The 23,795-nt window shown below is 49.5% G+C and carries 20 protein-coding genes; 11 read left to right on the top strand and 9 right to left on the bottom strand.

Features of this window, described 5'->3' with window-relative positions; translation table 11 throughout:
* Positions 1 to 84 precede the first annotated feature (84 nt).
* On the bottom strand, positions 85 to 1,350 hold the full coding sequence (locus DC20_RS09010; RefSeq protein ID WP_062543528.1) for an exo-beta-N-acetylmuramidase NamZ family protein: 1,266 nt from the start codon (positions 1,348 to 1,350) through the stop codon (positions 85 to 87).
* Between the two features lie 219 nt (positions 1,351 to 1,569).
* On the opposite strand from DC20_RS09010, the gene DC20_RS09005 reads away from it, so the two are divergent.
* Together DC20_RS09005 and DC20_RS09000 are read left to right on the top strand one after the other, a co-directional pair.
* Positions 1,570 to 2,559 (top strand): hypothetical protein, encoded by a 990-nt coding sequence (locus DC20_RS09005; RefSeq protein WP_062543527.1) that lies wholly within the window; start codon positions 1,570 to 1,572, stop codon positions 2,557 to 2,559.
* Between the two features lie 114 nt (positions 2,560 to 2,673).
* Positions 2,674 to 3,666, top strand: a complete 993-nt coding sequence (locus tag DC20_RS09000) for a hypothetical protein (protein WP_062543526.1) — start codon at positions 2,674 to 2,676, stop codon at positions 3,664 to 3,666.
* 9 nt (positions 3,667 to 3,675) lie between these two features.
* Here DC20_RS09000 and htpG read toward each other — a convergent pair whose 3' ends face one another.
* Positions 3,676 to 5,499: a molecular chaperone HtpG gene (gene htpG / locus DC20_RS08995; protein WP_062543525.1), complete on the bottom strand. Its 1,824-nt coding sequence runs from the start codon at positions 5,497 to 5,499 to the stop codon at positions 3,676 to 3,678.
* A 314-nt stretch (positions 5,500 to 5,813) separates the two neighbouring features.
* Here htpG and DC20_RS08990 point away from each other — a divergent pair, with 314 nt between their 5' ends.
* The 3 genes from DC20_RS08990 to DC20_RS08980 all read left to right on the top strand — a co-directional run bounded on the left by DC20_RS08990 (position 5,814) and on the right by DC20_RS08980 (position 9,286).
* On the top strand, positions 5,814 to 6,143 hold the full coding sequence (locus DC20_RS08990; RefSeq protein ID WP_157593113.1) for a hypothetical protein: 330 nt from the start codon (positions 5,814 to 5,816) through the stop codon (positions 6,141 to 6,143).
* Positions 6,144 to 6,293: 150 nt separating this feature from the next.
* Positions 6,294 to 8,699 (top strand): TonB-dependent receptor, encoded by a 2,406-nt coding sequence (locus DC20_RS08985; protein WP_157593112.1) that lies wholly within the window; start codon positions 6,294 to 6,296, stop codon positions 8,697 to 8,699.
* Positions 8,700 to 8,728: 29 nt separating this feature from the next.
* Entirely contained in the window at positions 8,729 to 9,286 is a 558-nt protein-coding gene (locus DC20_RS08980; protein ID WP_062543522.1) for a hypothetical protein, read from the top strand.
* A 218-nt stretch (positions 9,287 to 9,504) separates the two neighbouring features.
* Here DC20_RS08980 and DC20_RS08975 read toward each other — a convergent pair whose 3' ends face one another.
* Complete coding sequence (locus DC20_RS08975) at positions 9,505 to 10,392, bottom strand: TraB/GumN family protein (protein WP_062543521.1); 888 nt, start codon at positions 10,390 to 10,392, stop codon at positions 9,505 to 9,507.
* Between the two features lie 204 nt (positions 10,393 to 10,596).
* Here DC20_RS08975 and DC20_RS08970 point away from each other — a divergent pair, with 204 nt between their 5' ends.
* Positions 10,597 to 11,832, top strand: a complete 1,236-nt coding sequence (locus DC20_RS08970) for an MFS transporter (RefSeq protein WP_062543520.1) — start codon at positions 10,597 to 10,599, stop codon at positions 11,830 to 11,832.
* 99 nt (positions 11,833 to 11,931) lie between these two features.
* Here the strand turns inward: DC20_RS08970 and DC20_RS08965 are convergent, their stop codons facing one another.
* On the bottom strand, positions 11,932 to 12,660 hold the full coding sequence (locus DC20_RS08965; RefSeq protein ID WP_062543519.1) for a hypothetical protein: 729 nt from the start codon (positions 12,658 to 12,660) through the stop codon (positions 11,932 to 11,934).
* Positions 12,661 to 12,804: 144 nt separating this feature from the next.
* Here DC20_RS08965 and DC20_RS08960 point away from each other — a divergent pair, with 144 nt between their 5' ends.
* On the top strand, positions 12,805 to 13,110 hold the full coding sequence (locus DC20_RS08960) for a DUF4286 family protein (protein ID WP_062543518.1): 306 nt from the start codon (positions 12,805 to 12,807) through the stop codon (positions 13,108 to 13,110).
* 117 nt (positions 13,111 to 13,227) lie between these two features.
* Here DC20_RS08960 and DC20_RS08955 read toward each other — a convergent pair whose 3' ends face one another.
* The gene (locus DC20_RS08955; protein WP_062543517.1) at positions 13,228 to 13,704 is read right to left on the bottom strand and encodes a GNAT family N-acetyltransferase; all 477 of its coding nucleotides are present in this window, start codon (positions 13,702 to 13,704) and stop codon (positions 13,228 to 13,230) included.
* Positions 13,705 to 13,819: 115 nt separating this feature from the next.
* Positions 13,820 to 16,012 carry a prolyl oligopeptidase family serine peptidase gene (locus DC20_RS08950; protein ID WP_071885417.1) on the bottom strand — a complete coding sequence of 731 codons (2,193 nt, stop codon included), beginning with the start codon at positions 16,010 to 16,012 and terminating at the stop codon, positions 13,820 to 13,822.
* Between the two features lie 339 nt (positions 16,013 to 16,351).
* On the opposite strand from DC20_RS08950, the gene DC20_RS22850 reads away from it, so the two are divergent.
* The 4 genes from DC20_RS22850 (at position 16,352) to DC20_RS08935 (ending at position 21,015) form a co-directional block, all read left to right on the top strand.
* Entirely contained in the window at positions 16,352 to 16,552 is a 201-nt protein-coding gene (locus DC20_RS22850) for a hypothetical protein (RefSeq protein WP_157593111.1), read from the top strand.
* Between the two features lie 5 nt (positions 16,553 to 16,557).
* Positions 16,558 to 16,740 carry a YciI family protein gene (locus DC20_RS22845; protein WP_157593110.1) on the top strand — a complete coding sequence of 61 codons (183 nt, stop codon included), beginning with the start codon at positions 16,558 to 16,560 and terminating at the stop codon, positions 16,738 to 16,740.
* Between the two features lie 722 nt (positions 16,741 to 17,462).
* Positions 17,463 to 19,526 (top strand): IPT/TIG domain-containing protein, encoded by a 2,064-nt coding sequence (locus DC20_RS08940; protein ID WP_169788173.1) that lies wholly within the window; start codon positions 17,463 to 17,465, stop codon positions 19,524 to 19,526.
* Between the two features lie 121 nt (positions 19,527 to 19,647).
* Positions 19,648 to 21,015 carry a deoxyguanosinetriphosphate triphosphohydrolase gene (locus DC20_RS08935; RefSeq protein ID WP_062543515.1) on the top strand — a complete coding sequence of 456 codons (1,368 nt, stop codon included), beginning with the start codon at positions 19,648 to 19,650 and terminating at the stop codon, positions 21,013 to 21,015.
* Positions 21,016 to 21,183: 168 nt separating this feature from the next.
* Here the strand turns inward: DC20_RS08935 and purU are convergent, their stop codons facing one another.
* From purU to DC20_RS08920, 3 genes are all read right to left on the bottom strand, one after another.
* The gene (gene purU / locus DC20_RS08930; protein ID WP_245652326.1) at positions 21,184 to 22,035 is read right to left on the bottom strand and encodes a formyltetrahydrofolate deformylase; all 852 of its coding nucleotides are present in this window, start codon (positions 22,033 to 22,035) and stop codon (positions 21,184 to 21,186) included.
* 75 nt (positions 22,036 to 22,110) lie between these two features.
* Positions 22,111 to 22,785, bottom strand: coding sequence for a DUF2939 domain-containing protein (locus tag DC20_RS08925; protein WP_062543514.1), 675 nt, complete (start codon positions 22,783 to 22,785; stop codon positions 22,111 to 22,113).
* Positions 22,786 to 23,007: 222 nt separating this feature from the next.
* The gene (locus tag DC20_RS08920; protein WP_062543513.1) at positions 23,008 to 23,793 is read right to left on the bottom strand and encodes a ZIP family metal transporter; all 786 of its coding nucleotides are present in this window, start codon (positions 23,791 to 23,793) and stop codon (positions 23,008 to 23,010) included.
* Between the last annotated feature and the right edge of the window lie 2 nt (positions 23,794 to 23,795).

Raw genomic sequence — 23,795 nt, 5'->3', positions numbered from 1 at the left:
ACTTATACCAAAAGAGGCCGGAGCATTTCCGGCCTCTTTTGGTATAAACAGCTCCTAAACAGGAGCATTCTAACTTTAGGGTTCTCACGGGTATAATAGGTACTTCTTGCGCATTTCTTTGTACGCTTTCAGCCCCGGCTCCCAGGTTTCTCTGATTCTTTCTTCAGACCAACCTGCTTCTATCTGTTTCCGGAAATCGGCTACACCAGCTAATCTTTCAATCACACCCATCTGCTTGCTGTACGAGGAGTCAAAGAACCGCTCTTTCTCCGGGTAAGCCTTGTACAGTTCTATCATCCAGCTCAAGTTGATTTGGCGTTTTTTGCGGAGCTGCTCCACATCATATTTGCGCAAATCAAGGCCGTAGCAAACCTCGTTCATGTGCAGCGGGGTTTCGCTCATGCCTTTGATGCTGACTGGGGTAAAAGTGAAGTCGTATTTGCCTTTCAGGGTTGGTGCGCCCAACACCGTAAAAGGCATGTGTGTCCCGCGTCCCTGGCTGATGATGGTTCCTTCAAACAAGCACAGGCTAGGGTACAGCATCACACTTTGCGGCGTGTTCAAGTTAGGCGAGGGGTTCACGGGCAGCACATACGGCATGTCATGGTTGTAATTGGCCAATTTGATAATATTAAGCTTGTTCAACTTCAGGCCTTTCTCCATCCAGCCCTCGCCGTTCACCATCTGGGCAAACTCACCTACGGTAAGGCCGTGCGCAATAGGAATAGGAAATTGCCCGATGCCTGATTTGTACTTCATGTCCAAGATAGGCCCGTCAATCATGTAAGCGTGGGGGTTCGGTCGGTCCAGTACCATCAGTTCAACGTTGTGCTCTGCGCAGGACTCCATCACATCGCGCAGGGTATTAATGTTGGTGTAGAAACGGACACCCACATCCTGAATGTCATAGATGAGAACGTCTACACCAGTCAAGTCTTCTTTGCTGGGCTTCCGCTTTTTGCCGTAGAGAGAGATGATCGGAATACCGGTTTTGGCATCTACCTCATCATCTACCTTCGCGCCGTTGCTGGCGTTGCCCCTGAAACCGTGCTCTGGCCCAAATACCTTCACAATCTGAATCCCCGAAGCCAACAGACTATCCACACTGGATTTTCCGCCAATGGTTGAAGACGGGTTCACCACCATGGCTACCTTCTTGCCTTTCAGGTACGGCACATATTTCTCCGTCTGGTCGGCACCGGTCATTAAAGCTTTTCCGGGCTTAATAGAAGTGGAGCTGCTTTGCGCAGAAGTAGTGGCCGCTGGCGCAGAGGACCTGGTGCAGGAGCCATTCGCCAGTATCACGGCTAACAGGCCAAGCGACAAGATAGACAACAGAGATTTAGTCATAGGTAGGGAGAAGTTAGGCGTAATGCAGGCAACAAACTGAAGGGTACTTGCTAAGATAGGCAGTAATCAGCATCTTAAAAAGCATTTTAAGAAAATTTAAAAAGTAACCAATCCCGCTTTTTACCCACTTTTACAAAGGCAAAGCAAGAACGCTTATCCACTTCGCTCAAGTATTTTGTATATTGACCCGTCACCTCAAAAAGCATAGAAATTTAGTCTATGAAGAAAGCCTTCCCCCTGTCCTTCTTTGCTTTGCTTTTGATAATTGCCTGTCAGCAAAAAAACGTTCTTCAGGTCAATGAGGTAAGTACGGCTCTTACCCCCCTAGTAGCGCAAATTAAACCTCCCCAATCTCCCCTTAACGAGTTCGAAAAGTTTGTCTCTCATTTAGACAGTGCGGAGGTAAGCAGTATTTCTGAAGCCGCCCAGGAGTACGCCTCTTTGTTCAAGGAGAAACCCGTGGCATTGGCAGATTCAGGCTATGTGATTTTTGAGAAGTTTTACCAGCGCGTAGATAAGACCATCAACAAAACCCATCAAAGCTCCTCAACTGATTTCAATCTGGTACTTGCTTCCAATGCACCCAGCGCTCCCCAACAAACCCAAAAGTTTAAGGAGTACAACCAGACCTTGCAGGAGAACGGTTTTGAAGTTGCCTCCAAAGAAGAAGGAACGTACCTAAAACAAAACCGTGCTTTCATAGCTACTCACTTTTACCCCTTTATAAGCCCTACTTTAAAAGAATATCTGGAGCAGGTGAACAAGGAAACCCGAGAAGGGTTTGCCGAAGATGGTAGCTTAACCATTATTGAGGAAGAATTGGTGAGCAGGGTCATCTGGTGGGAAGGCTTTGTAGCCAAGCACCCCTCTTTTATCTACACAGAAGAAAGTAAGGCCCGCAAGAAGTATTACTTAACTGTGTTGCTGGAAGGCCTTGTGAACACCCCCGTGCTTTCCTTAGAAAGGAAAAATAAGATAGACACCTACTTCGCCGTTGCCTACCAGGAGTTGTATAAATGCGCCCCTCAATCAGAAGCAAACAAACTGGTACAGCCTTACTTCAAAGCCTTACTAAGGCCAGATAAAACGCAAGCCTACGCTTTGTTGAAACAATACCGACAGGCCGGGGTAATCATTGACTCTTCTGAGCCGAAGTCTGAGCATATGTTAAGCAGGAACGGTTCTCAAGGTGAACCTCTTACGGATTAGGTGATTGCTCTTTGCGCATCTTTGTGAGTGTTTTAATCTCCGATTTTAAAGAAGCATTCCCTTCCCCGTTTAATCTGCGCCTACGCACTTACTTTATAAAATAAGCAAACTCAGATGAAGGGGCTTCTTACACTATGTTTTAGTATATTTCTTTTAGTAGCCTCTTGTCAAAAGAAACCAGTTCCTAAAGAAGCTGGAAGCCCTAGAGCAGAGCTGTCACGTGTCTCCTCAAAGCAGTTATCCAGCCCTTTGCTAGCTGAATATGGGCAGTTCTTAACAAGCTTGGACAGTGCCAAGGTGGAGAATGTCTCCAAAGCTGCGGCTAAATACGTTGCGCTATTTGAAGGACAACCACAATCTTTCGCTGATTCTGGCTATGTGCTTTTTGACAGGTTTTTCCTACGCGTTGATAACACGATCAATGAGGTGCATGCAAATGACACAACCGACTACGACCCATTGGTGACAAAAACCAAGGAGCCTATTCCTAAGCAATTGCTGGAGTACAACAGAATCGCAAAGGCAAATGGCTTTGAGCTAGCTATGACGGAGGGCATGACTTACCTTAATCAGGACCGAGATTTTATCGCAAAGAATTTCTATCCTTCCATCAGTCCTACCCTAAAAGAATACTTAGTTCAGCTGAATAAAGAAAATAAAGAAGGCTTCTCAGAAGATGGCGGTTTAACCACTACACCAACTCAGCTTGCTGACAGAGTTGTCTGGTGGGAAAACTTCACTCAAGAGCATCCTGACTTTATTTTCATCAAAGAAGCTAGAATGATTTCAGAAGATTACCTAACCTATTTCTTGATAGGAATGGATAACACGCCTGTTCTCATTTTTGGAGGGAACAAGCTAGATCCAGAATTCGATCGAGCTTACCGTCACTTACTAAAGAAAGCCCCAAACTCAAAAGCAAGCAAAGCTGTCCAACCGTATTTCAAGGCGCTTCAGAAATCTGATACTGTCAGCGCCAATGCGCTTCTAAAGCAGTATCAGCAAGCAGGAATCATCTACAATCCTTATAAGAGATGTTTCATATTCTCCAAAAACAAAGATGCCGGAAACAAACGTTTCCGGCATCTTTTCTATAAAACTACTTAAAAGGAGTTCCTATTCTTTGTCAATCAACTCCACGCTGCGCTTCACGAAGGCTGTTAGGGCAGCACCAGAAAGCATGTTCTGCGACAGCAATGCCAAGTCATAGGCCTGTTTCGCAATCTTTTCGCCGCGCTCGTCATCACCTTTCAAGATGCGGTGGTTGATGGGGTGGTTGGCGTTGATGGTCACGTTGTACATGTCTGGCAGGTTGCCCATCATCATGCCACCGCCACCCATGCGGTTCATGTCTTTCATGCGGCGCATGAACTCAGGCAAGGTGATGATTACCGGTTGGTCGTCTACACTCAAAGCTTCCACGCCAACGGTCATGTTCTGGTTCGCGATCGCTTTCTCGAAAAGCTCCTTTAAACGCTTGGTCTCATCTTCTGACAACACGCTCTCAGGCTTAGCATCAGTCTGGATGAGCTTGTCAATGGTGTCAGCATCTACGCGTTTCAGAGTTGTTTTCTCCAATTTCTGCTCTAACTGGCCAATGAAGTGCGGATCAATCATGTTGTCCAGCTTCACCACGTCATAGTTGCGGTTCTTGGCCGTCTCAATAAACGCGTGCTGCTTCTCGGCATCATTCGTGTATAGAATTACAAGATTGCCGTCTTTGTCGGTTTGGTTGGCCTGTACAAAGTTGCGGTACTCTTCCAGGGTGTAGAATTTCTCGTCGGTGCTTTGCAGCAGGGCGAAGTCTTTGGCTTTCTCGTAGAACTTGTCATCTGACAGCATACCGTACTTCACGAACACGGCAATGTCGTTCCACTTCTCTTCGTAGGCAGTGCGGTCTTTCTTGTAGATCTCGTTCAGTTTATCAGCCACCTTACGGGTAATGTAGGTGTTGATTTTCTTCACGTTCGCATCGGCCTGCAAGAAAGAGCGGCTTACGTTCAACGGAATGTCTGGTGAGTCAATCACGCCGTGCAACAGCATCAGGAACTCCGGCACCACGTCTTTCACCTCGTCGGTGATGAATACCTGGCGGCTGTAAAGCTGGATTTTGTTTTTCTGGAAATCGAACTCATTCTTCACTTTAGGGAAGTAAAGAATACCGGTCAGGTTGAACGGATAATCCACGTTGAGGTGAATCCAGAACAACGGGTCTTCTGAGAACGGATACAGTTCTTTGTAGAAGTTCTTGTAGTCTTCGTCCGTTAGTTCAGACGGAGACTTGGTCCAGATCGGGTTCGGGTTGTTGATGGTCTCGCCGTTGAACTCTACCGGAATTGGTAAGAACTTGCAGTATTTGTTCAAGATGGTTTGCAGGCGGGCTTCCTCCAGGAACTCCTCAGAATCTTCGGCTATGTTCAGGATCACATCAGTACCGCGCTCAGTGCGGGTTCCGTTGGTGATAGAGAACTCAGTAGAACCGTCGCAGGTCCAGTGAGCTGCCTCAGCGCCGTCTGCGTGTGACAAGGTGTCAATCTCTACGGTACCAGCCACCATAAACGCCGAGTAGAAGCCTAAACCAAACTGCCCGATGATCTGGCTCTTGTCAGCGTTAGAGTCTTTGTAGCGCTCCACAAACTCGGTGGCGCCAGAGAACGCAATCTGGTTGATGTATTTTTTGATCTCCTCAGCAGTCATACCAATCCCGTTGTCAGAGATGATGATCTGCTTTTTCTCTTTGTCTACCTTCACGGTCACCTTCAACTCGCCCAGGTCACCTTTCAGCTCGCCAATGCTGGAGAGGCTTTTGGCTTTCTGGCTTGCATCCACGGCGTTGGACACCAACTCACGCAAGAAAATCTCGTGGTCTGAGTACAAGAACTTCTTGATGATGGGGAAAATGTTCTCGGTGTGAATCGAAATCGTGCCTTTTTCTTCCATTTCTACTTTATATAGATGTGTGTTAAAAACGTATTTTCTCTCTCTATTTCGGCTCTCAGCCGATGCTCTGTTTTGGGCCTACTTTTCAGAAAGCAGACCTAAAAGAGATGTTTTACCGTTCCCATTAAAAGGATAAGGGATGATGCACTGCGGAAGAAATTCAACCAGCGATGCACAATCAGCAATCGAGTAGGCAAAAGCTGTTCCAGCCTCCCATAAAATGACAGGTTGTCAGCACTGCTGGTGTAAATACGGCAGGGTTTTAGCTGTCAGGATAAACATTTCGTATATTTGTCGGTAACCACACTGTGCCTGTGAAAAACTTTACCCGGTATAGCGCCCTTTTTCTGCTGTTGCTGTTCGCGCGGGTCATGACCCCCAACGAGCTGCTGCTTCAGTTGCACGCGCACGAGCATACCGTAGAGAAACCGCACGACGAGTCACAGACACATATTGGGCAGAAACACACGCACTGCAACACCGATGACCTTTTCCACGCGCCTTTTCAACCTGCAGAGGCGCTAGTTCTTCCGGTACTTGCTTCCCATCAATGTTCCTTCGGGGCCGCCGCGCCTCAGCCAGGATATCTTGTTTCGGCCACGCAGCAGCACCTTCGCGGTCCGCCCACCCTTCACCTTTCCTAATCATTTCCCTCACAGGTTGGAGCCCAGCTGGTGAACGCCTTGCCATTTGCAGGGTATTTTCCTTAAACCAGGCTTAAAACAGCTTTTCTTCCTGACAGAGGCTTTCCGGAGAGCGTATCTCCTGTTGTTCCATTTGTATTTCTTACTGCGTTGCGCAAACACCTTGTATTTCTTGTGCTGGTGCTGCTGTGCGGGTATTGGCCTTTGGCCGATGCGTTCGCGCAAGATGGCCCCATGCCCCTGCCCGCCGATGCCCTTTCTGACGCTGACTGCGGCCTTACGCTTTCCGGCACCGTCACCGACCATGAAGACCGGAGCGTGCTTATTGGGGCCACCGTGGTGCTGGAAGGCACGCCGCACTCCAGCATAACCGATGCCAATGGCCACTACCATTTCCATGACCTCTGCCCGGGCACCTACCAATTGGTGGTCTCTTACCTGGGCTACACCACAGAGCGGCTGGCAAAAGCGTTCCGGGCGCCGGAAGTAGTGAACTTCAGGCTACATCCAGACGCACTACAACTCCACTCTGTGGAAATACGCGGCACCAAGCAGCGGGAGCAACTCACCCAGGCCAATAGTAATTTGAGCGGCCGGGAGCTGGCCCAGACGCAAGGGCAATCTTTGGCGCAGGCACTGGAACGTATAACAGGCCTGAGCAGCATCCAGACTGGGCCCAGCATTGCCAAGCCCGTCATTCATGGCATGCACAGCAACCGCATTCTGGTCATGAACAATGGCGTGCGCCATGAGGCCCAGCAGTGGGGTTCTGAGCACGCGCCCGAGATTGACCCGTTTGTAGCTTCTGAGTTGACGGTGATCAAAGGAGCGGCCGGGGTTCGGTACGGCGCTGATGCCATAGGCGGCGTAATTCTGGTAGAGCCTCGTCCTTTGCGGGATTCTGCCGGCACCAGCGCTCAACTGAACCTGGTAGGCGTAAGCAACAATAGACAAGGAGTGGTGTCTGGCATGGTAGAAAGCAATCCGGCGGCGCTGCCCTCATTGAGTTGGCGATTGCAGGGTACGCTCAAAAAAGCAGGTAACAGCAAAACTCCAGAGTACTACCTGGCCAACACCGGCTACCAGGAGCAGAACTTCTCTGCCGCCGCCGGCTGGACCCGGGAAAAATTTGGGATAGAAGCGTTCTTCAGTAGGTTTGATACTAAACTGGGCGTGTTCTCGGCCTCTCATGTGGGCAACTTAACAGACATACGCAATGCCATACAGCGGGAGCGGCCCGAACCGGAGGCGGATTTCACCTATGCCATTGACCGGCCGTACCAGAACGTAACGCATGACCTACTTAAAGTACGGGCCTTCTACCGGACAGAACCTTTGGGCCAGGTGAGCTTGACCTACGCCCGCCAGTTTAACCAACGCGAGGAGTATGACATTCACGGCGGCGGCTCTGAAGTACCGGGCCTGCGCTTTGAGATTGAGACGCACCAAACCGAGGCTTTATGGGAACACCGGCCCGTGGGCAATCTTACCGGCAGCTTTGGGGCCTCTTACCAGTACCAATTCAACCGCTATGAAGGGCGCTTTTTTGTGCCTTTCTACCAAAGCCACACTGGCGGCCTATTCTGGATTGAGCATTGGGAGAAAGAGAAATGGCACCTGGAAGCCGGACTTCGGTACGATTACCGCTACCTGCAAGCCAAGATGTTCCGGAAAGACACGCCGCAACGCACCGGTCAGGCTAGCCTGGACAATGAGCTGCTCACGCCCACGCAACGGTTCCAGAACCTATCGGGTACGTTAGGGGCCATTTACCACGTGGGACCGCACCTGGACCTTAGCGTGAATGCGGCTACCGCCTGGCGCTCGCCTACTACCAGTGAACTGTACAGCAACGGAATTCACCATGGCACGGGCACCTATGAATACGGTGACCCAACGCTAGGTGTAGAGCGGGCCTACAATTTCATGGCCACCCTAGGCTACGTGCAGAACCAGCGCCTGAACGGGGAGATCAGCGTGTACCGGAACTACATCCAAAACTACATCTATCAGGAACCGGATACCATTCCCACGCTCACCATTAGGGGCGCCTTCCTGACGGCCCGGCAACGGCACGCCGATGCTACCTTTACCGGCCTGGACGCCAGCGTCACGTACCAGTTAACAGACCAACTGTTGTTCTCTAGCAAAGCGTCTCTGGTGCGGGCTTATAACCGAACGGCCGAAGAGTACCTGATCTGGATTCCTAGTGACCGCTATGAAAACAGCTTGCGCTACTCTCTGAACAAACTGGGAATCCGGGGCAACCTTACCGAGAATTACCTGCAGGTGAGCGGCCTGGCCGTGACCCGCCAACGCCATGTTCCAGACAACTACCTTGCCCGCGACTATGCCATGCCTCCGGCGGGATATTTCCTGCTCAATGCTGAACTAGGCACCACGCTGCACGTAGGTAAGCAACAGATTGACATTGGCCTTATAGGCCGAAATCTCTTAAACACTGCTTACCGTGATTACCTGAATCGCTTCCGGTATTATGCCGATGAAGCCGGTAGGAACGTTACCCTTAGAGTTAGTATTCCCCTAAATTTTTAATCACTTTTTATTCACTTTACCTTTTAACCATGAAGTTATTTTTGAAACCATCCCTCGCCATCTTGTTCGCCGCTTCCGTTTTCACCGCTACCTCTTGCAGCAATGACGACGATCCAACGCCTAACAATGAGGAAGAACTGATTACCACGCTTAAATTAACCATGGTACCACAAGGCGGCGGCACAAATGTAACAGCCAGCTACCGTGACATAGATGGTGCAGGCGGCGTGGCACCCGTTATCACTGGCCCTACGCTGGTCCCAAATAAAGTATATGACGTGACGGTAGAGATACTGGATGAATCTAAAAACCCCGTTGAGGACATCACAGCAGAGGTACAGGAAGAAGGAGATGAGCACCAATTCTTTTACGTAGTATCCAGCGGCCTGAACCTGGCTGTAGCCTACAATGACATGGACGCTAATAACCGTCCGGTAGGCATTAAAACCAGAATGACCACTACAGGAGCCTCTTCTGGTAACCTGCAAGTAGTTCTTAAGCACCAGCCTGGCACGAAGAGCGCTACCAGCACCATCAATACTGGTGAAACAGATGTAGAGGTATTATTTCCTGTGACTATCCGGTAATCTAAAACCTATCTATGCAGAAAAGCCCGGCAATGCCGGGCTTTTCTTTTGCACCTCTTTTCTGAAATCATGCCTCAAACAGAAGCTTTCTGGTTACCTCCGAATAAGTAACAACAACTTGCCTTAGAGGTGAGCTTACGGTTTCATAACCTTTTATAAAAAGAGAGCCCAACGCATAATTACATGCATTGGGCTTATTAATAAAGGGATAGTATGGACTAATTTAAAACCGGCTCTACTTTGTAGCCTTGCGCTCGTAACAACTGAATCAACCCTTCTTCACCGGCAAGGTGAGCGGCACCTACCGCCACAAACGACGGGCTGTTCTTCATCATGTCTACCATAGGAGCTAACCATTTGTGGTTCCGCTCGTCCAGCAGCAAGCTGTTTGATTTCTGCGCGTCTTCCTGGGAGATAATGAGTTCATATAAGCTCTTCAAGTCTTCCTGCTGATAAAGGCTCAGCATGTTTTTCATGAGCTTGCGCTGCTTGTCAAACTGCTTCACGTTGTTCAGCAATTGAGAAGTCTGGTCCTCCAGTGTTGACTGGTCAAACAAGGCTACCTGCTCCTCGGGCGTTTCCAGCATATAGATGGACTTGTGCCATTTCTTAGCCATGTTGAGCAACGCCAAGTCGTATGATTCTGGGTTGTAACCCAACAGTTTAGGATAAAGGAGCAACTGACCCAAAAAGCCTGGCTTGATGTATCTAAACTGCTGCATGTTACGCTCCAAAGAATCTTCTACAAAGTTGGCCAGAAGGCTGTACTCCTGTGCGGTCATCAACGACTCTAAAGGCTGGTTCATGCGCATGGTCTTGGAAAGGAGCCTACTCAGCTTAGGGCTGTCTAAGTCTACCTCAAAAACCACCGTCTGGGATTTCATCAGTTTTTGTTTTACCTTACCAGGAAGGGCAAACTGGTCTTTGGGCACCAGGTGGAAGGTTCCGTAGAGATAAGAGGTCTTAATCCCTTGTCCGCTTACCTTCCAAAGCAATGAATTACCTTGAGGTTCTGAGAAGGCATAAGCTCCTTGTTTAGGAAGGGCGATTCCCAGGAGTAGACTTGCAAAGAAGAACCAAACAGAAGCGGCTTTGTACGTGCCCATAAGCAGAAGGTTACTGATCTTTAACAAAAGTATAACTTTTTTTTAGAGCGCAACACGGCACCTCTTGAAATTCCGATAAAACTGTAGAAATACACGACGAAATCTAACATATTGTGAATAAAGCAGTTGTATACATAATTTTACACACTAGTATTCATATCTAAAAATAAGAATAGTTATATATCTAATTTCTTATCTTGCTCCATGCAACACACTACTCCACCACCTTCTACAACTAAACTCTTTAATACTGCCGTTATTGTGGCCGCTTTAGGCTACTTTGTTGACATCTATGACCTAGTACTCTTCAGTATTGTGAGGATAGCCAGCCTCAAAGACCTGGGGGTAACTAGCCCGGAAGCTCTACTGGAGGAAGGGGTTCTTCTCATAAATATGCAAATGACAGGCATGTTAATAGGAGGGATCTTCTGGGGTGTACTAGGCGACAAAAGGGGTAGAATCTCGGTCCTATTTGGCTCTATATTTTTGTACTCTGCTGCGAACATCGTTAACGGATTCGTCTCAAATCTGGAAGCATATGCCTGGTTGCGGTTTATTGCGGGAATAGGATTAGCCGGAGAACTAGGCGCTGGAATTACCTTGGTCACCGAGGTTCTACCTAAAGAAAAACGAGGCTACGGCACCACCATTGTAGCCTCAGTGGGCATTTCGGGCGCTATCTTGGCCGGTATTATAGGCGAATATTTTCATTGGCGCACGGCCTATTTTGTAGGAGGCGGATTGGGCTTGCTTCTGTTATTGCTCAGAATTGGGGTGTATGAGTCTGGCATGTTTGAACGCACCCAGAAGCAGGAGGTAGTACGGGGTAATTTCCTGAGCCTTTTCACCAATGGCGCCCGGTTCCTCAAGTATGTGAAATGTATCTTAGTGGGAATTCCTATCTGGTTTGTGATAGGCGTGCTGATCACGTTCTCTCCAGAATTCGGCCAGGCATTAGGAGTACCCGTTGCTATTTCAACAGCCAAAGCCATCGGTATTTCTTATTTCGGGTTGAGTCTGGGAGATGTGGCTAGTGGTCTAATAAGCCAAAAGCTAAAAAGCCGGAAAGGCGCCGTAACCCTCTTCCTCTTTTTGCTTGGGGTAGCCATTACCCTTTACCTGGTGGCCCATGGTGCCAGTGAGACGTATTTTTATGCCCTTTGCTGCGCCCTAGGGTTTGCCAGTGGCTATTGGGCAATGTTTGTAACGATAGCGGCAGAACAGTTTGGCACCAATATCAGGGCTACAGCCACCACCACAGTGCCCAATTTCGTGCGAGGCGCTGTTGTACCATTTACCCTTTTATTTAGCGCCTACAAAGAAGAATGGGGCTTGTTACTGACTGCCGGTATATTGGGCGCAGTGGCCTTGCTCATTGCACTAGCGGCCATCTTAACTTTACCAGAGAGCTACGGCAAAGACCTTGATTATGTAGAGTAACGTTTAGGGGCCGTTTCTCTCAAAACGGCCCCTAAACAAAATGCTTATTATTGGCAGCATCATTCTTGTCGCTCCCATTTCCGCATCAGGAGAGTCAGCTTATTTCTTTTCAAAAACGAGGTCAAATGATTGATAAGCAATGGAGTCACCTGCTTTTAACTGATTCAAATCTGGCTGCTCCTTCAAGACATTATTTACACCACTGATCTTAGTGTAGCCTATAGGCCTGTATTGCCCATTGTAATTGGCATACAGCGCTAAGGCATAATTTAGCATAGGAAAATGCAGTTGCTGACCATTGATTCGCGCCACCTTTCTTTCTACATATCGGTAGGTAAAACCTGAGTTTAGAGGAATAAGCTGCTGATGGTAAGCATATGGATGCTTGTAGAAAGCACTGGAAAGCCTGAAGAGATATTCATCCCGACTTATGTTCCATTCTGCACCCACGTAGTAAACAGTATCTTTTCCTATCAGCTCCAAATCTTGGCCCTTCTTCACAAGCGAAAAATCGCTCCATTTGCGAAAAGAACCTCTTTTTGATTGGGCACTTGTGGCTGAAATGATGCGCAGGGAGTCTGCACGCTCTGGTGTCTCATCCTTTCTATGGCCATTTTCAAACAAAAAAGACTCCCCGTATCTCCGCACAAAGCTACTGATCACCTGCGGGTCTGTGACTTCTCCCTGCCGGGTAAACACCCTTATCTTGGACGTACTCTCCAAATAAGAGGAAGTGTACGTTGATGGATATTCCAAGGGGGCAGTCTCCTCTTCTTTCTCACAAGCAACTAACCCAAGAGCAAACAATACGACGTAGATCTTCTTCATGGAACCCAAGTTTTGTTGCCAAGATACTTACAAGTAAACAAACTATGCTCAATAGCAACTGCAGAAAATTAGCCTTGAAACAGAACCAGGCACCATTTCTCAGGGCTCTTTGTTAGTCTGTCAAGATAAGCAGTAATTTCGCACATGATTCTCTATAACGAAACCATAAACATAGACAACAAGGTAGCCGCAGACTGGCTACAATGGATGCAGGAAACCCATATTCCGGAGGTGATGGCCACCACCTTCTTTGTCAAATTTCAGATCGCCAAGGTGATGGAAGAGGAAGACAACGGAGGCACTACCTACGCCATCCAGTACTACGCCCGCCACATGGATGATTTGCTGGAATACCACCGCGAGCACGACCAGAACATGCAAGCCAAGATGCAGGCCCAGTACCCAGGGCAGTTTGTTTCTTTCAGAACAGTATTAGAAGTAGTAGGGTAGCTTTTCATCCCTTCTACCGTCTCAGAAATGCAGGTGGCCATTCTGATCAGATTACATAAAATAGCCTGAAAACGCTTCAATACATTTTCAGGCTATTCTTATTTTCAGGGTAAATTTCTAAAACTGCTGCAGTTCTTCCTGGCTTAGGTTGCAGTTAATCCATTCTACATCTAGGTTTGCGCCTATGCTGCGGTAGAAGTTAATGGCAGGTTCGTTCCAGTCCAGCACCTGCCACTTCATGCGCTTATAATTTTCCTCTTTAGCGGCTTTCGCCACGGCGTGGAACAGCAACCGGCCAATGCCCTTCCGGCGCAGGCGCTCCGTCACCACAATGTCTTCCAGGAACAGCATCTTGCCTTTCCAGGTGGAGTAAGCCGTGTAATAGAGCGCAATACCCACAATGCCCTCTTCGGGCGACTCAGCCACGAAGAACTCAAAGATAGGCTGGGCTCCGAACCCATCACGCCGCATGTCTTCAATGGAGTTGGTAACTTCATCAGGGGCTTTCTCATACACGGCTAGTTCTACAATCAAGGCATGTACACCGGTCAGGTCGGCTTCTGTGCCTTTCCTGATATTGACAGATACGCTCATAGGTTCTTTCTACAATGAAGTATGAATTGGCTTGCAAATTACACCCACTCTTGGGCAATAAAAAATGCCGATGCGGTAGGAGCATCGGCATTTAATAACATGTCAAAAGATTTAGTTATTGCCCTCCGTATGGAGTTACGCCCATGTTGTAGAACGTGAAGGCCCACACATCAGTAGCCTCAGCAATTTGGGCAGTGGTGGATTTCCCGGCGCCGTGCCCGGCTTTCACGTCTACCCTGATTAGGTACGGGTTGGGGCCGACCCCTTTTTCCTGCAGCGTAGCAATGTATTTAAACGAGTGCGCAGGCACTACACGGTCATCATGGTCGGCGGTGGTCACCAACGTGGCCGGGTAGCTTACGCCTTCCTTGATATTGTGAATTGGCGAGAACTTCAGGAGGTTCTGGAACTGCGCGGCATCATCTGAGGAACCATACTCTGGCACCCACGCCCACCCGATGGTGAACTTATGGAAGCGCAGCATGTCCATCACGCCCACGGCAGGCAAAGCCACCTTGAACAGATCCGGACGCTGGTTAGCTACTGCCCCAATCAACAACCCTCCGTTAGACCCACCGGCAATGGCCAGCTTCTGAGAAGAGGTGTATTTCTGATTAATCAGGTACTCAGCCGCTGAGATAAAATCGTCAAAGACGTTCTGCTTGTTGGGCGTCATACCAGCTTTGTGCCAGGCTTCGCCGTACTCACCGCCACCGCGTATATTGGCTACGGCAAACACGCCACCGTTCTCCAGCCAAACCATGCGTCCAATGCTGAAGCTAGGAGTCATGGAAGCGTTGAATCCGCCGTAGGCGTACAGGTACGTAGGGTTAGTCCCGTCCAGCACCAATCCTTTTTTGTGGGTGATGAACATGGGAACCTTGGTGCCGTCTTTGCTGGTGTAGAAGACCTGCTTGGTTTCATAGGCCTCCATGTCTACGTCTACTTCAGATTTCCGGAAGAGGGTAGATTTATTTGTGGCCACGTCATATTGGTAGATGGCACTGGGGTACGTGAACGAGGTGAAGGTATAGAAAACGGTTTTGTCTTCTTTCTTCCCGCTAAACCCGCTGGCAGTACCAATGGTAGGCAAAGCCACATCATGCAACCACTTGCCTTTGGTATCATGCACGCGTACCAGGGTAGCCGCGTCTTTCATGTAGTTTAGCAGCAGACGGTTATTCACCAGAGAAGCATAGTTGAGCACATTCTCGGTCTCAGGCACCAGGGTTTTCCAATTAGCTTGCTGTGGCTTCTTCAGGTCTATTTCAATTAGCTTGTACTTAGGGGCACTATGGTTTGTGAGCACAATCAGCTTGTCACCTATGTTTTCCACTACGCCATACTCCTTGTCAAAGCTTTCCACCAAGGGCACAATGGGGCTATTGGCTTTGGTGAGGTCTTTCACATACAGCGAGTTGTTGCTGGTACCTTCTGACGCGGTAAGGATGAGGTACTTTTCATCTTCGGTGGTAGCTGCGAACAATAACCGAAGCGGGTGTTCTTTGGCTTCCCAGATGAGTTTGTCCTGGCTCTGCGGCGTGCCTATTTTGTGGTAGTAGACTTTGTGGTACTCGTTCTTATTGGCCAGCTTAGAACCTTGGGTAGGCTCAGCGTAGCGGCTGTAAAAGAAACCATCTTTGTGCCAGCTGGTACCCGAGAACTTAATCCAATGCAGTTCATCAGACAGCTTTTTGCCCGTTGCTACATCCAGCACGTAGGCATCACGCCAGTCGGAGCCGCCCGTGGAGGTGGTGTACACCGCGTATTTGGCGTCTTTGCTGAAGTCCAGGCTTCCTAAAGAGGTGGTGCCGTCTTCAGACAATTTGTTCGGGTCCAGGAACAGTTCTGGGGTGCCATTCAGGCCTTTCTGGCGGTAGAGTACGCTCTGGTTCTGAAGACCGTCGTTTTTGTAGAAGTAATAGTAGCCACCTTCCTGGAAAGGCGCACCATATTTAGGGTAGTTCCACAGCTGCGTGAGGCGTTGCTTAATCTGCTCCCGGAACGGAATCTTGGCCAGGTAGTCAAACGTGACATCATTCTGTTGCTTCACCCATGCCGCTACGTTCTCGGCGGTGTCGGCTTCAAGCCAACGGTAAGGGTCGGGTACCTGCGTACCGTGGTAGGTGTCTGTATGCGGTATTTTTTCAGTTTTCGGGTACATGATGGAAGTTGATTTGACAGCCACGGCAGTTTCTTCTACCGGAGCCTTGGCATCTGCCGATGTTGTAGCAGATGGGGTGCTGGTTTTACAGCCGGTTGCGGCTGCAAGGGCAGCGACCCATAGAAACGTAAAGGTCTTGTTCATGTTTTAGGTTAGTTTTATCTATAACTGCCAAAAAGCAGGGCTTTCATTCTCAAGTAACGTTCTGCCTCGGCTTTCCCATCTACTGAAAGCGACTAATCTGCAGCCTTTCAAAGATAGCACCAGCAGAAGCACCTTTCTCATGTTCTTTGCTTCAGCTATTGTTTCTGACAGCAAGGATGTTCTCCTTTCCAGCTTCTGAATACTAAAGGTCGGGTAGCCTTACAGAAGCGCTATTTCCCCAACTATATTAGAAAAAACATTTTTATCTTCCCAATAGAACACCCTTGCCCCCCATATCAGCCTGACTAAATCATTTCACCATAGAAACCATCTGCCCTTATGCCAGCAAAACTCATCCTTTTCTTAGCCCTCTTCCTGTGCGGAGTTTCCGGCGCGTTCGCCCAGACCAAGCCGGCTGCCAAAGAACCTGCCGATGGCGAGATGAAGACCTATTACATGGCTTTCCTGAAGGTTGGCCAAAACCGTAGCCAGAATTCTCTCACGGCTACCAAGATTCAGGAAGCGCACATAGACACATAAACAAAATGGCCGCCGATGGGAAACTTACCTTGGCCGGACCTTTCCTTGACAACGGAGATGTGCGCGGCATCTTCATTTTCAATGTCAACACCATAGAAGAAGCCGAAGTAGACCCCGCCGTAAAAGCTGGTCGCCTGATCATGGAATCACACCCCTGGTACGGCCAGAAAGGCGCCAAATTCAAGTAAACCCAGTTCAGGAGCAGTTTTGAAAAAAAGGCCTCTAAACAGAAAATAAATTTTTGCGCCTACACAATATAGCACCAGCTCCTTCCGTTTTAGAGGAGAAATAGTTGTTGTGTAACGTAGCAAAGGGATCTGGCAATAAACGCCAGATCTTTTTGTGTTTTTAGGCAGGCACTATTCCTCCAGAAAACCTGTCTTTGCTCCCGCGAGAAGAAATATCCTCCTCTTTCTACTCACAATCACACAGCAACCTTGCGCCTTTTTACGGTTCAAAAATATCATGCCTCGGCCCCAGAGCTGCTTTGCAAAAAGAAGGCGTAGAGAACTATCCTTAATTAGTTTATATTTTCAGCCTGTTTTCTGAAAAGAAAGCAAAATCAGCGGCATCTCTTTCCAGCACCTTACAATATCTCCTGTTTCTTTTCCGTTTTCACCCTGAAGTAGTTTCTGTTTAGCTTTTTGGGGCATTTATCCTTTTGGGGTAAGTGCCCCAATTTTTTACAGGCGCACGCCTCCCCCTCCATCCATGAAGGCGATATATTCCGTAGTTATGTTGCAACGGTGGCGCCGGTCCATTATCTTTCTACATTGCGGCCCCCAGGCATGATTTTTTTGTCCAGTATTATCTAGCCATTGTGTATATGAAGTATAGGTTTACCCGTTCCTTTTCTTCCCCCCAAAAGAACTTTCTTTTCGTTTTTCTGCTAGCCTTAAGTCTAGGATTCTTGTCCACTCCCGCAGTTCAGGCGCAGGACGCCTGTTTGCTTATTCCCTTGTCTCTGGAAGAACGCATGCAAGCCGCTGAACTGGTGGTGGAAGGAAAAGTGGTAAGCCAGCGCTCTTTCTGGGATGACCAGCACCATAACATATACACTGCCCACCAGGTGGAGGTCTTCAAGGTGTTCAAAGGCACCCCGGTTTCCACTACAGTGGAGATTGTGACCGAAGGTGGCCGCGTTGGCTTAGACATGCACGTGTATTCCTCTACGCTTCAACTGAAGTCCCAGCAACAGGGGGTGTTCTTCCTGCATACTTCCAAGAAAAACGCCCGCTATGCAGTATATGGTAGCATGCAAGGCTTTATCAAGTACAACTTGTCTGGAGGCACGGGCAAGGATCCATTTACTACTTACTCTTCTATCCCGCTGGAGGTCTATGGCGCACTTACCCGTGTTTCGGGCACCTCAGTCCGCACCGTGAAAGCCAATACGGAACTGGATACAGCCCTGAAGCCAAAAGTTACCCTTGAAAACCAGCGGCGGCAAATCCCTTTGATCACCAATCTGAGTCCTCTTGTTTTGCGGGCGGGCACTGGTGATGTCCTCACCATCACGGGTACTAACTTCGGGACAACCCGGGGCACCGGTTACGTGGAGTTCCGGAACGCTGACGATGGCGGAAAGACCTTTATAAAACCCTTAGCCACCGATTACTTAAGCTGGTCAGATACCGAGATCAGGGTGAAGGTTCCTTCTTACGGCATAGACGGGGGCACAGCAGGTTCAGGCCAGGTGCGCGTAGTGAACAATGACCCTAACACCGCCACTTCGGCCCTTTCCATCACTATTTTTTACGCTCACTCCAATGTGGGCTATAAAGACGATGACCGGGGTATTCCTGAGCAAAGCTACCAGCCACGGCTTATAGACCAGAACAGACAGGGCGGTTACACGTTCCGGTTTGGGGCCAGCTTTGAAAGCAATACACCTGCGTTGTACGCCTTCAAGCGCTCCATGAACGAGTGGTCTTGTACCACCTTCGTGAACTGGAACACCATTTCCAATGCACCTGTGGCCACTACCGCCGAGGACAACTTCAACTCTGTCATTTTTGCCAACACCGGAGACTTACCCGCCAACGTTTTGGGCCGTACCATCAGCAGATACCGGGGCTGTATCACGGGCACTGTCGTTAACTTCTGGGTGAGAGAGATAGACATGGAGTACGCCCGTCGTTCAGACTGGCAGTACGGTCCAGATGCTGCCACCAACCGCCAGTTTGACTTTCAGAGCGTGGTGGTACATGAGTTAGGGCACGGCCATCAGTTGAGCCATCTTATCTTACCAAGAGCAGTAATGCATTACGCCGTGGCCGCAGGTCAGGCTTCCAGGACCCTCAATGCTGAAACAGACATCGCTGGCGGCCGATATGTGGTAGAACGCAGCGTTACAGCCCCGCCCTGCAACGTTAGCCCCATGGTCCCTAAAACGGCCAATGCCTGCGCTATTCCGGTGGAGTTGATTGATCTGGAGGGTGAGCTTACCGCAGATAACCGAGTATTGCTGCAATGGACCACGCAACAGGAGAACGGTATCACTGAGTTTGCCATAGAAAGAAGTCCAGACGGCATCACGTACACCACCATTGGTCGCGTACCCGCCAGAGGCACACCCGCAACCTATGAGTTCACAGACCCAGCGCCCCTCAACCAACTTAACTTTTACCGGCTGCGCGTAATCAGGTCTAACAACACGCAGGAATACTCAGATGTGGTACAGGTAGTAGGCCCAGGCTTTGTGCGACAACTGGCCCCTAACCCCGGCGGAAACCAGACCTCCCTGTACTTCAATGCGTCACAGGAAGAAAGGGTACAGCTCGCTATCTATGATGTATCTGGCAGGCTTTACCGAACCTTTGAGATTTCGGTTTCTCCTGAATCTAACAGGTATGATTTAACGCTGTTTCCTGAAAACGATGATGAAAAGACGCCTATTGTTAGAGGCTTGTTGCTCATCAGATGGACCACCGCGCGCGATAGCGGCACTCTCCGGTACCTGAAACTGGAGTAATCTCGCTTGCTGCTTAGAGCCTGTTTTCTGGAAAACAGGCCCTAAGCAGCAAGCCTTTCCTTTGCCTGTTCGTTTGGTTTGAACGTGGAGTAAGTGTAGTTTCGGGGTTTAGAGTTTCGTTATGCCACAGATGAACTGGGAGCGCCTTATTTCCAAGAAGCGCTTTGATGCCCAAACCAAAGAACACGCCACAGATGAGTCAGTACGCGGGGAGTTTCAGCGCGATTATGACCGCCTGGTGTTTTCCACGCCCTTTCGCCGTTTACAGAACAAAACGCAGGTAATGCCCATGCCCGAAAGCGATTTCGTGCACAACCGCCTTACCCATAGTTTGGAGACCTCCTGCGTAGGCCGTTCTTTGGGCCGCATGGTGGGCAAAGTGCTGTTGGAGCGGCATCCGGCCATTCTCCAGACGTATCCGGGCATGCTGGAATCTGATTTTGGGGACATGGTGGCCGCGGCTTGCCTTACGCATGACATCGGAAATCCGCCTTTCGGCCATTCCGGCGAAGATGCCATCTCTTCTTTTTTCAGAAGCCCTGAGGCCGCTGTGTTTCTGCAAAACTTAACTCCTGCCCAGGTTTCTGACCTCCAGAATTTTGAAGGCAACGCCGCCGGATTCCGGATTATCACGCATACCCATCCGGGCCAAAGCACCGGCACCTGTGGCATGCGCCTTACCTACAGCACGCTGGCCACCTTCACCAAATACCCGCGCCCCTCAGACGCGGTGGTGAAAGGCACCAAAAAGGCCAGCGAGAAAAAGTACGGCTTCTTTCAGGCCGAGCAGGCGCACTTCAGAAAAATTGCCGAGGAGTTGGGTTTGTTACCCGCCGGAGAACACGCGTTTCACCGGCACCCCATGGCCTTTCTGGTAGAAGCTGCCGATGACATCTGTTACCGCATTATTGACTTTGAAGACGGTTGCCGATTGGGTCTTATTCCTTTTGAGCAAGCCAGAGAGCTTTTGTACCCGCTGCTGAATGAACGCCCGGGCAAAGTACACAGCACCACGTTCCACGATTGGCGGGAACAGCTTGGCTTATGGCGGGCTGTCATCATCAACAACCTGATCTACGAGTGCGCGGGCATTTTCCTGAACCACGAAGAAGAAATCCTGAACGGCACCTTTGACCAGTCTTTGATTAACCTGGTTCAGCAGAAAGCTGCTCTGGATGACATCAAGAAGATCTCCATTGACCAGATTTACCGTCACCGCCCGGTGCTGGAGATTGAAGCTGCCGGCTTTGAAGTACTAGGCGGTTTGCTGGAAGCCTTCCTGAAAGCGGTCTTTGATCCATCGGCGGGCCGTCACCGCAAGTACTTGGATTTGGTTCCTGATCAGTTCCTAGGTCCGCAACGTCAACTTTCTGAAGATGCCTATGAGAAGATCCTCAACATCACTGACTTCATCTCAGGCCTCACCGACAGCAGCGCCATCAGCCTCTTTAGGAAGATCAAGGGAATTGAGTTGCCCCGGATGTACTAGAGGATTATGCATTGCTGATTGTTCATGAAAGCAGTTTCTCTCACGTTGTCATCTTGGAAAGATCTTGTGGGCGAACCAGAAAGGCTCTTAATCGCTGCTATTACCGCTTGCTCACAAGATTCTTTCAGGATGACAACTTGAGAGAGTATAGATTCATGCTGGGAACCTCTAGAAGATGATCGTTTTGTTGTTGCTCACGAACACCTTTTCAGAGAATACCAGCTTAAGCGCCTGCGCCAGCACAATCTTCTCTACATCACGCCCCGATTGCGCCATGTCTCGGGCATTCTGGGCATGGTTTACCTGAATGACGTTCTGCGCAATAATAGGCCCTTCGTCTAAGTCACTGTTCACGAAATGAGCGGTGGCCCCAATGATTTTCACACCGCGCTCATACGCCTGCCGGTACGGGTTAGCCCCAATGAAAGCCGGCAGGAACGAGTGGTGGATGTTGATGATGCGGTTAGGAAATTGTGCCACAAACCCCGGACTCAAAACCCGCATGTACTTAGCCAACACCACATATTCTGGAGCGTAAGCGGCCATTACCTGGCTCATTTCCTGGTCATGTTCCTCACGGGTTTTGTTTTCATGGGAAACATGGTGGAACGGAATCCCGAATCGGGTTACGAGAGACTCCAATTCTGCATAGTTTCCTATCACGGCCAAAATGTTCGCGTTCAGGTCACCGTATTCATGCCTTAACAGCAGGTCTCCCAGGCAGTGGTGCTCTTTGGTGACCAGTATCACAATGTTTTTCATGCGCTCCGGCACCAGCCTGATGCGGGCATCGGGCGGAAGCTCTGCCTTCAATTCCTCTACCAGCATTTGGGGGTGCACCTCTCCGGCTAATTCAGCCCGCATGAAGAAGTAATTCTGCTGCCGGTCTACAAACTCGTCATTGCTGGTAATGTTGAGGTTGTTTCTAAAGACAATCTGTGTAATGGTGAAGATAAGACCTTTGCGGTCTGGGCAATCAATTAACAGGAAGTACACCATGGGTTGGAAGAGGACTGGCATTCATTTGTAGGCTGCTTTCTGTAAAACAGCCTATAAATGGACTACATAAATTTGTGGTAAGGATTGAACTGGGAGTTACATGCGCAGTTTAAACTGGGGAAGGTTCTGGAGGTTCTTAAATGTTTCCAGTAACCCAAGCTGCTTCATTACGGCTCCGGCGTTAGGCAAACCTACAACCTGCCAATAACTCCCGCGGTCAAGCATCTGCACCTCCACAATAACTGGATTAGGGTTAGATGGCACGCGCAGATCTAACCCCACTACTGCCAGAGAGTCTTCCCGGTTCACGTAGGAGATGCCTTCCAGCCGGCTGTTGATCAAAGGATTTTCTTTCAGAAGCTTCTGCACGGGAAGTACCGCCTGCAGCTGCGCCCACTCTTCCTCTGTTACTGCGGCCGGCTTTCCGTCAATTGATCTTCTGTGTGCTACGTACTCTTCAATCCCGCCCCGCAGGGTTTGCAGCACCTCCTGCTTTTTAGACGCCATGGCCATGCCCAGCGCCATAGCAGCTAGCGCTTGCTCCTTTTGAGGAAGCTCAGCCATGCCCGCCTGCACAGCTTGGTCCAGGAAACTGGCTGTGGTACGGTCCACGTCTACGTACTTCTCCAGGGCCACCAAATCGCGGTTATCTACAGCTTGTTTGATTTGATAAAGGGAGTATTCAGGACCCTCGCCGTAGCGTTTGTACAGCCAGAAACCAACGGCTCCTACCAGCACCACCACCGAGAGCAAAACCATGATTCTTTTCATAGCACTTTCATCTTTCAGAGTAGAAAATATTAGTACGAAAAACCTGCGCGACCGCTCATTCTTAGCTCATTATCCCGCAAATTTTAATCCTGATTTCAAGCAAAAAGGTGAAGATAGTGCTCAAGAGCAAAGCACCAAACAGAACCGCCCCTCTGCTTATAGCTTGTTTTCTGTAAATCAGGCTATAAGCAGAGGGGCGGTTTATCGTTTCCTATTTATGCTCTACAACATACCGGCTCCAATAGCAATCAAAGCGCCGGCCAAGGTGGCCAGAAGTTTGCCCTGGTTGAAGCGGTGCTCTGGACTGGTTTCAAACAAAATGGTGGTGGAAATATGCAGGAAATTCCCCACTACTAAGCCAGACAGAACGGTATAAGCTTCGCCCGAAAGCAGTTTCTCCAGGGCCACGTAATTACTGAACAACAAGCCCACCGGTGAAGCCACGGCAAACAGCAGCAAGTACCCAAACGCTTTCTTAAAGCTGTGCAGCTGCGTCACCAGTACTGACATAAGGGCTATGGCCGCCGGAATATGGTGCAGCGCAATGCCTGCCAGAATGTGGTAAAAGTTATCGCCTACATGGGCGTGGCTGTGCAGATGTTCATGCGCCTGCTGGGCAGCCATGCGGCTTTGCACCATCACGCTGCCCTCCAGGAAAGAGTGAATAATGAGCGACGTCAGCAACAGCACCGGCACAGAGCTGCCGTGATGGTGATGGCCGTTGCCCTCTGGGTGCGCATGAATATGCCCGTGCTCCACGCCATGGGAGAAAACCTCCAGCACCAGTTGCAGAAAGAAACCAGCCAGAATGTAAAAGCCCACTCTGTGCGGGTCTTCGGTGCTGAGCAGAACATCAGGTAAAATGTGCAGAATGGTGAGCGCAAACAGGTACGCCCCACTAAAGGCCAGCAGCAGTTTGAGCCACCGCTGGTTGTCTCTGGGCAGGAAACGCACAAGCCACCCGGCACCTAATACCGTAAAAAATAGAACGGAGACCGCTACTATCATGA

The organism is Rufibacter tibetensis (assembly GCF_001310085.1).
GTDB lineage: Bacteria > Bacteroidota > Bacteroidia > Cytophagales > Hymenobacteraceae > Nibribacter > Nibribacter tibetensis.
The sequence above is the reverse complement of the archived record's forward strand: the minus strand, read 5'-3'. Positions and strand labels throughout refer to the sequence as shown.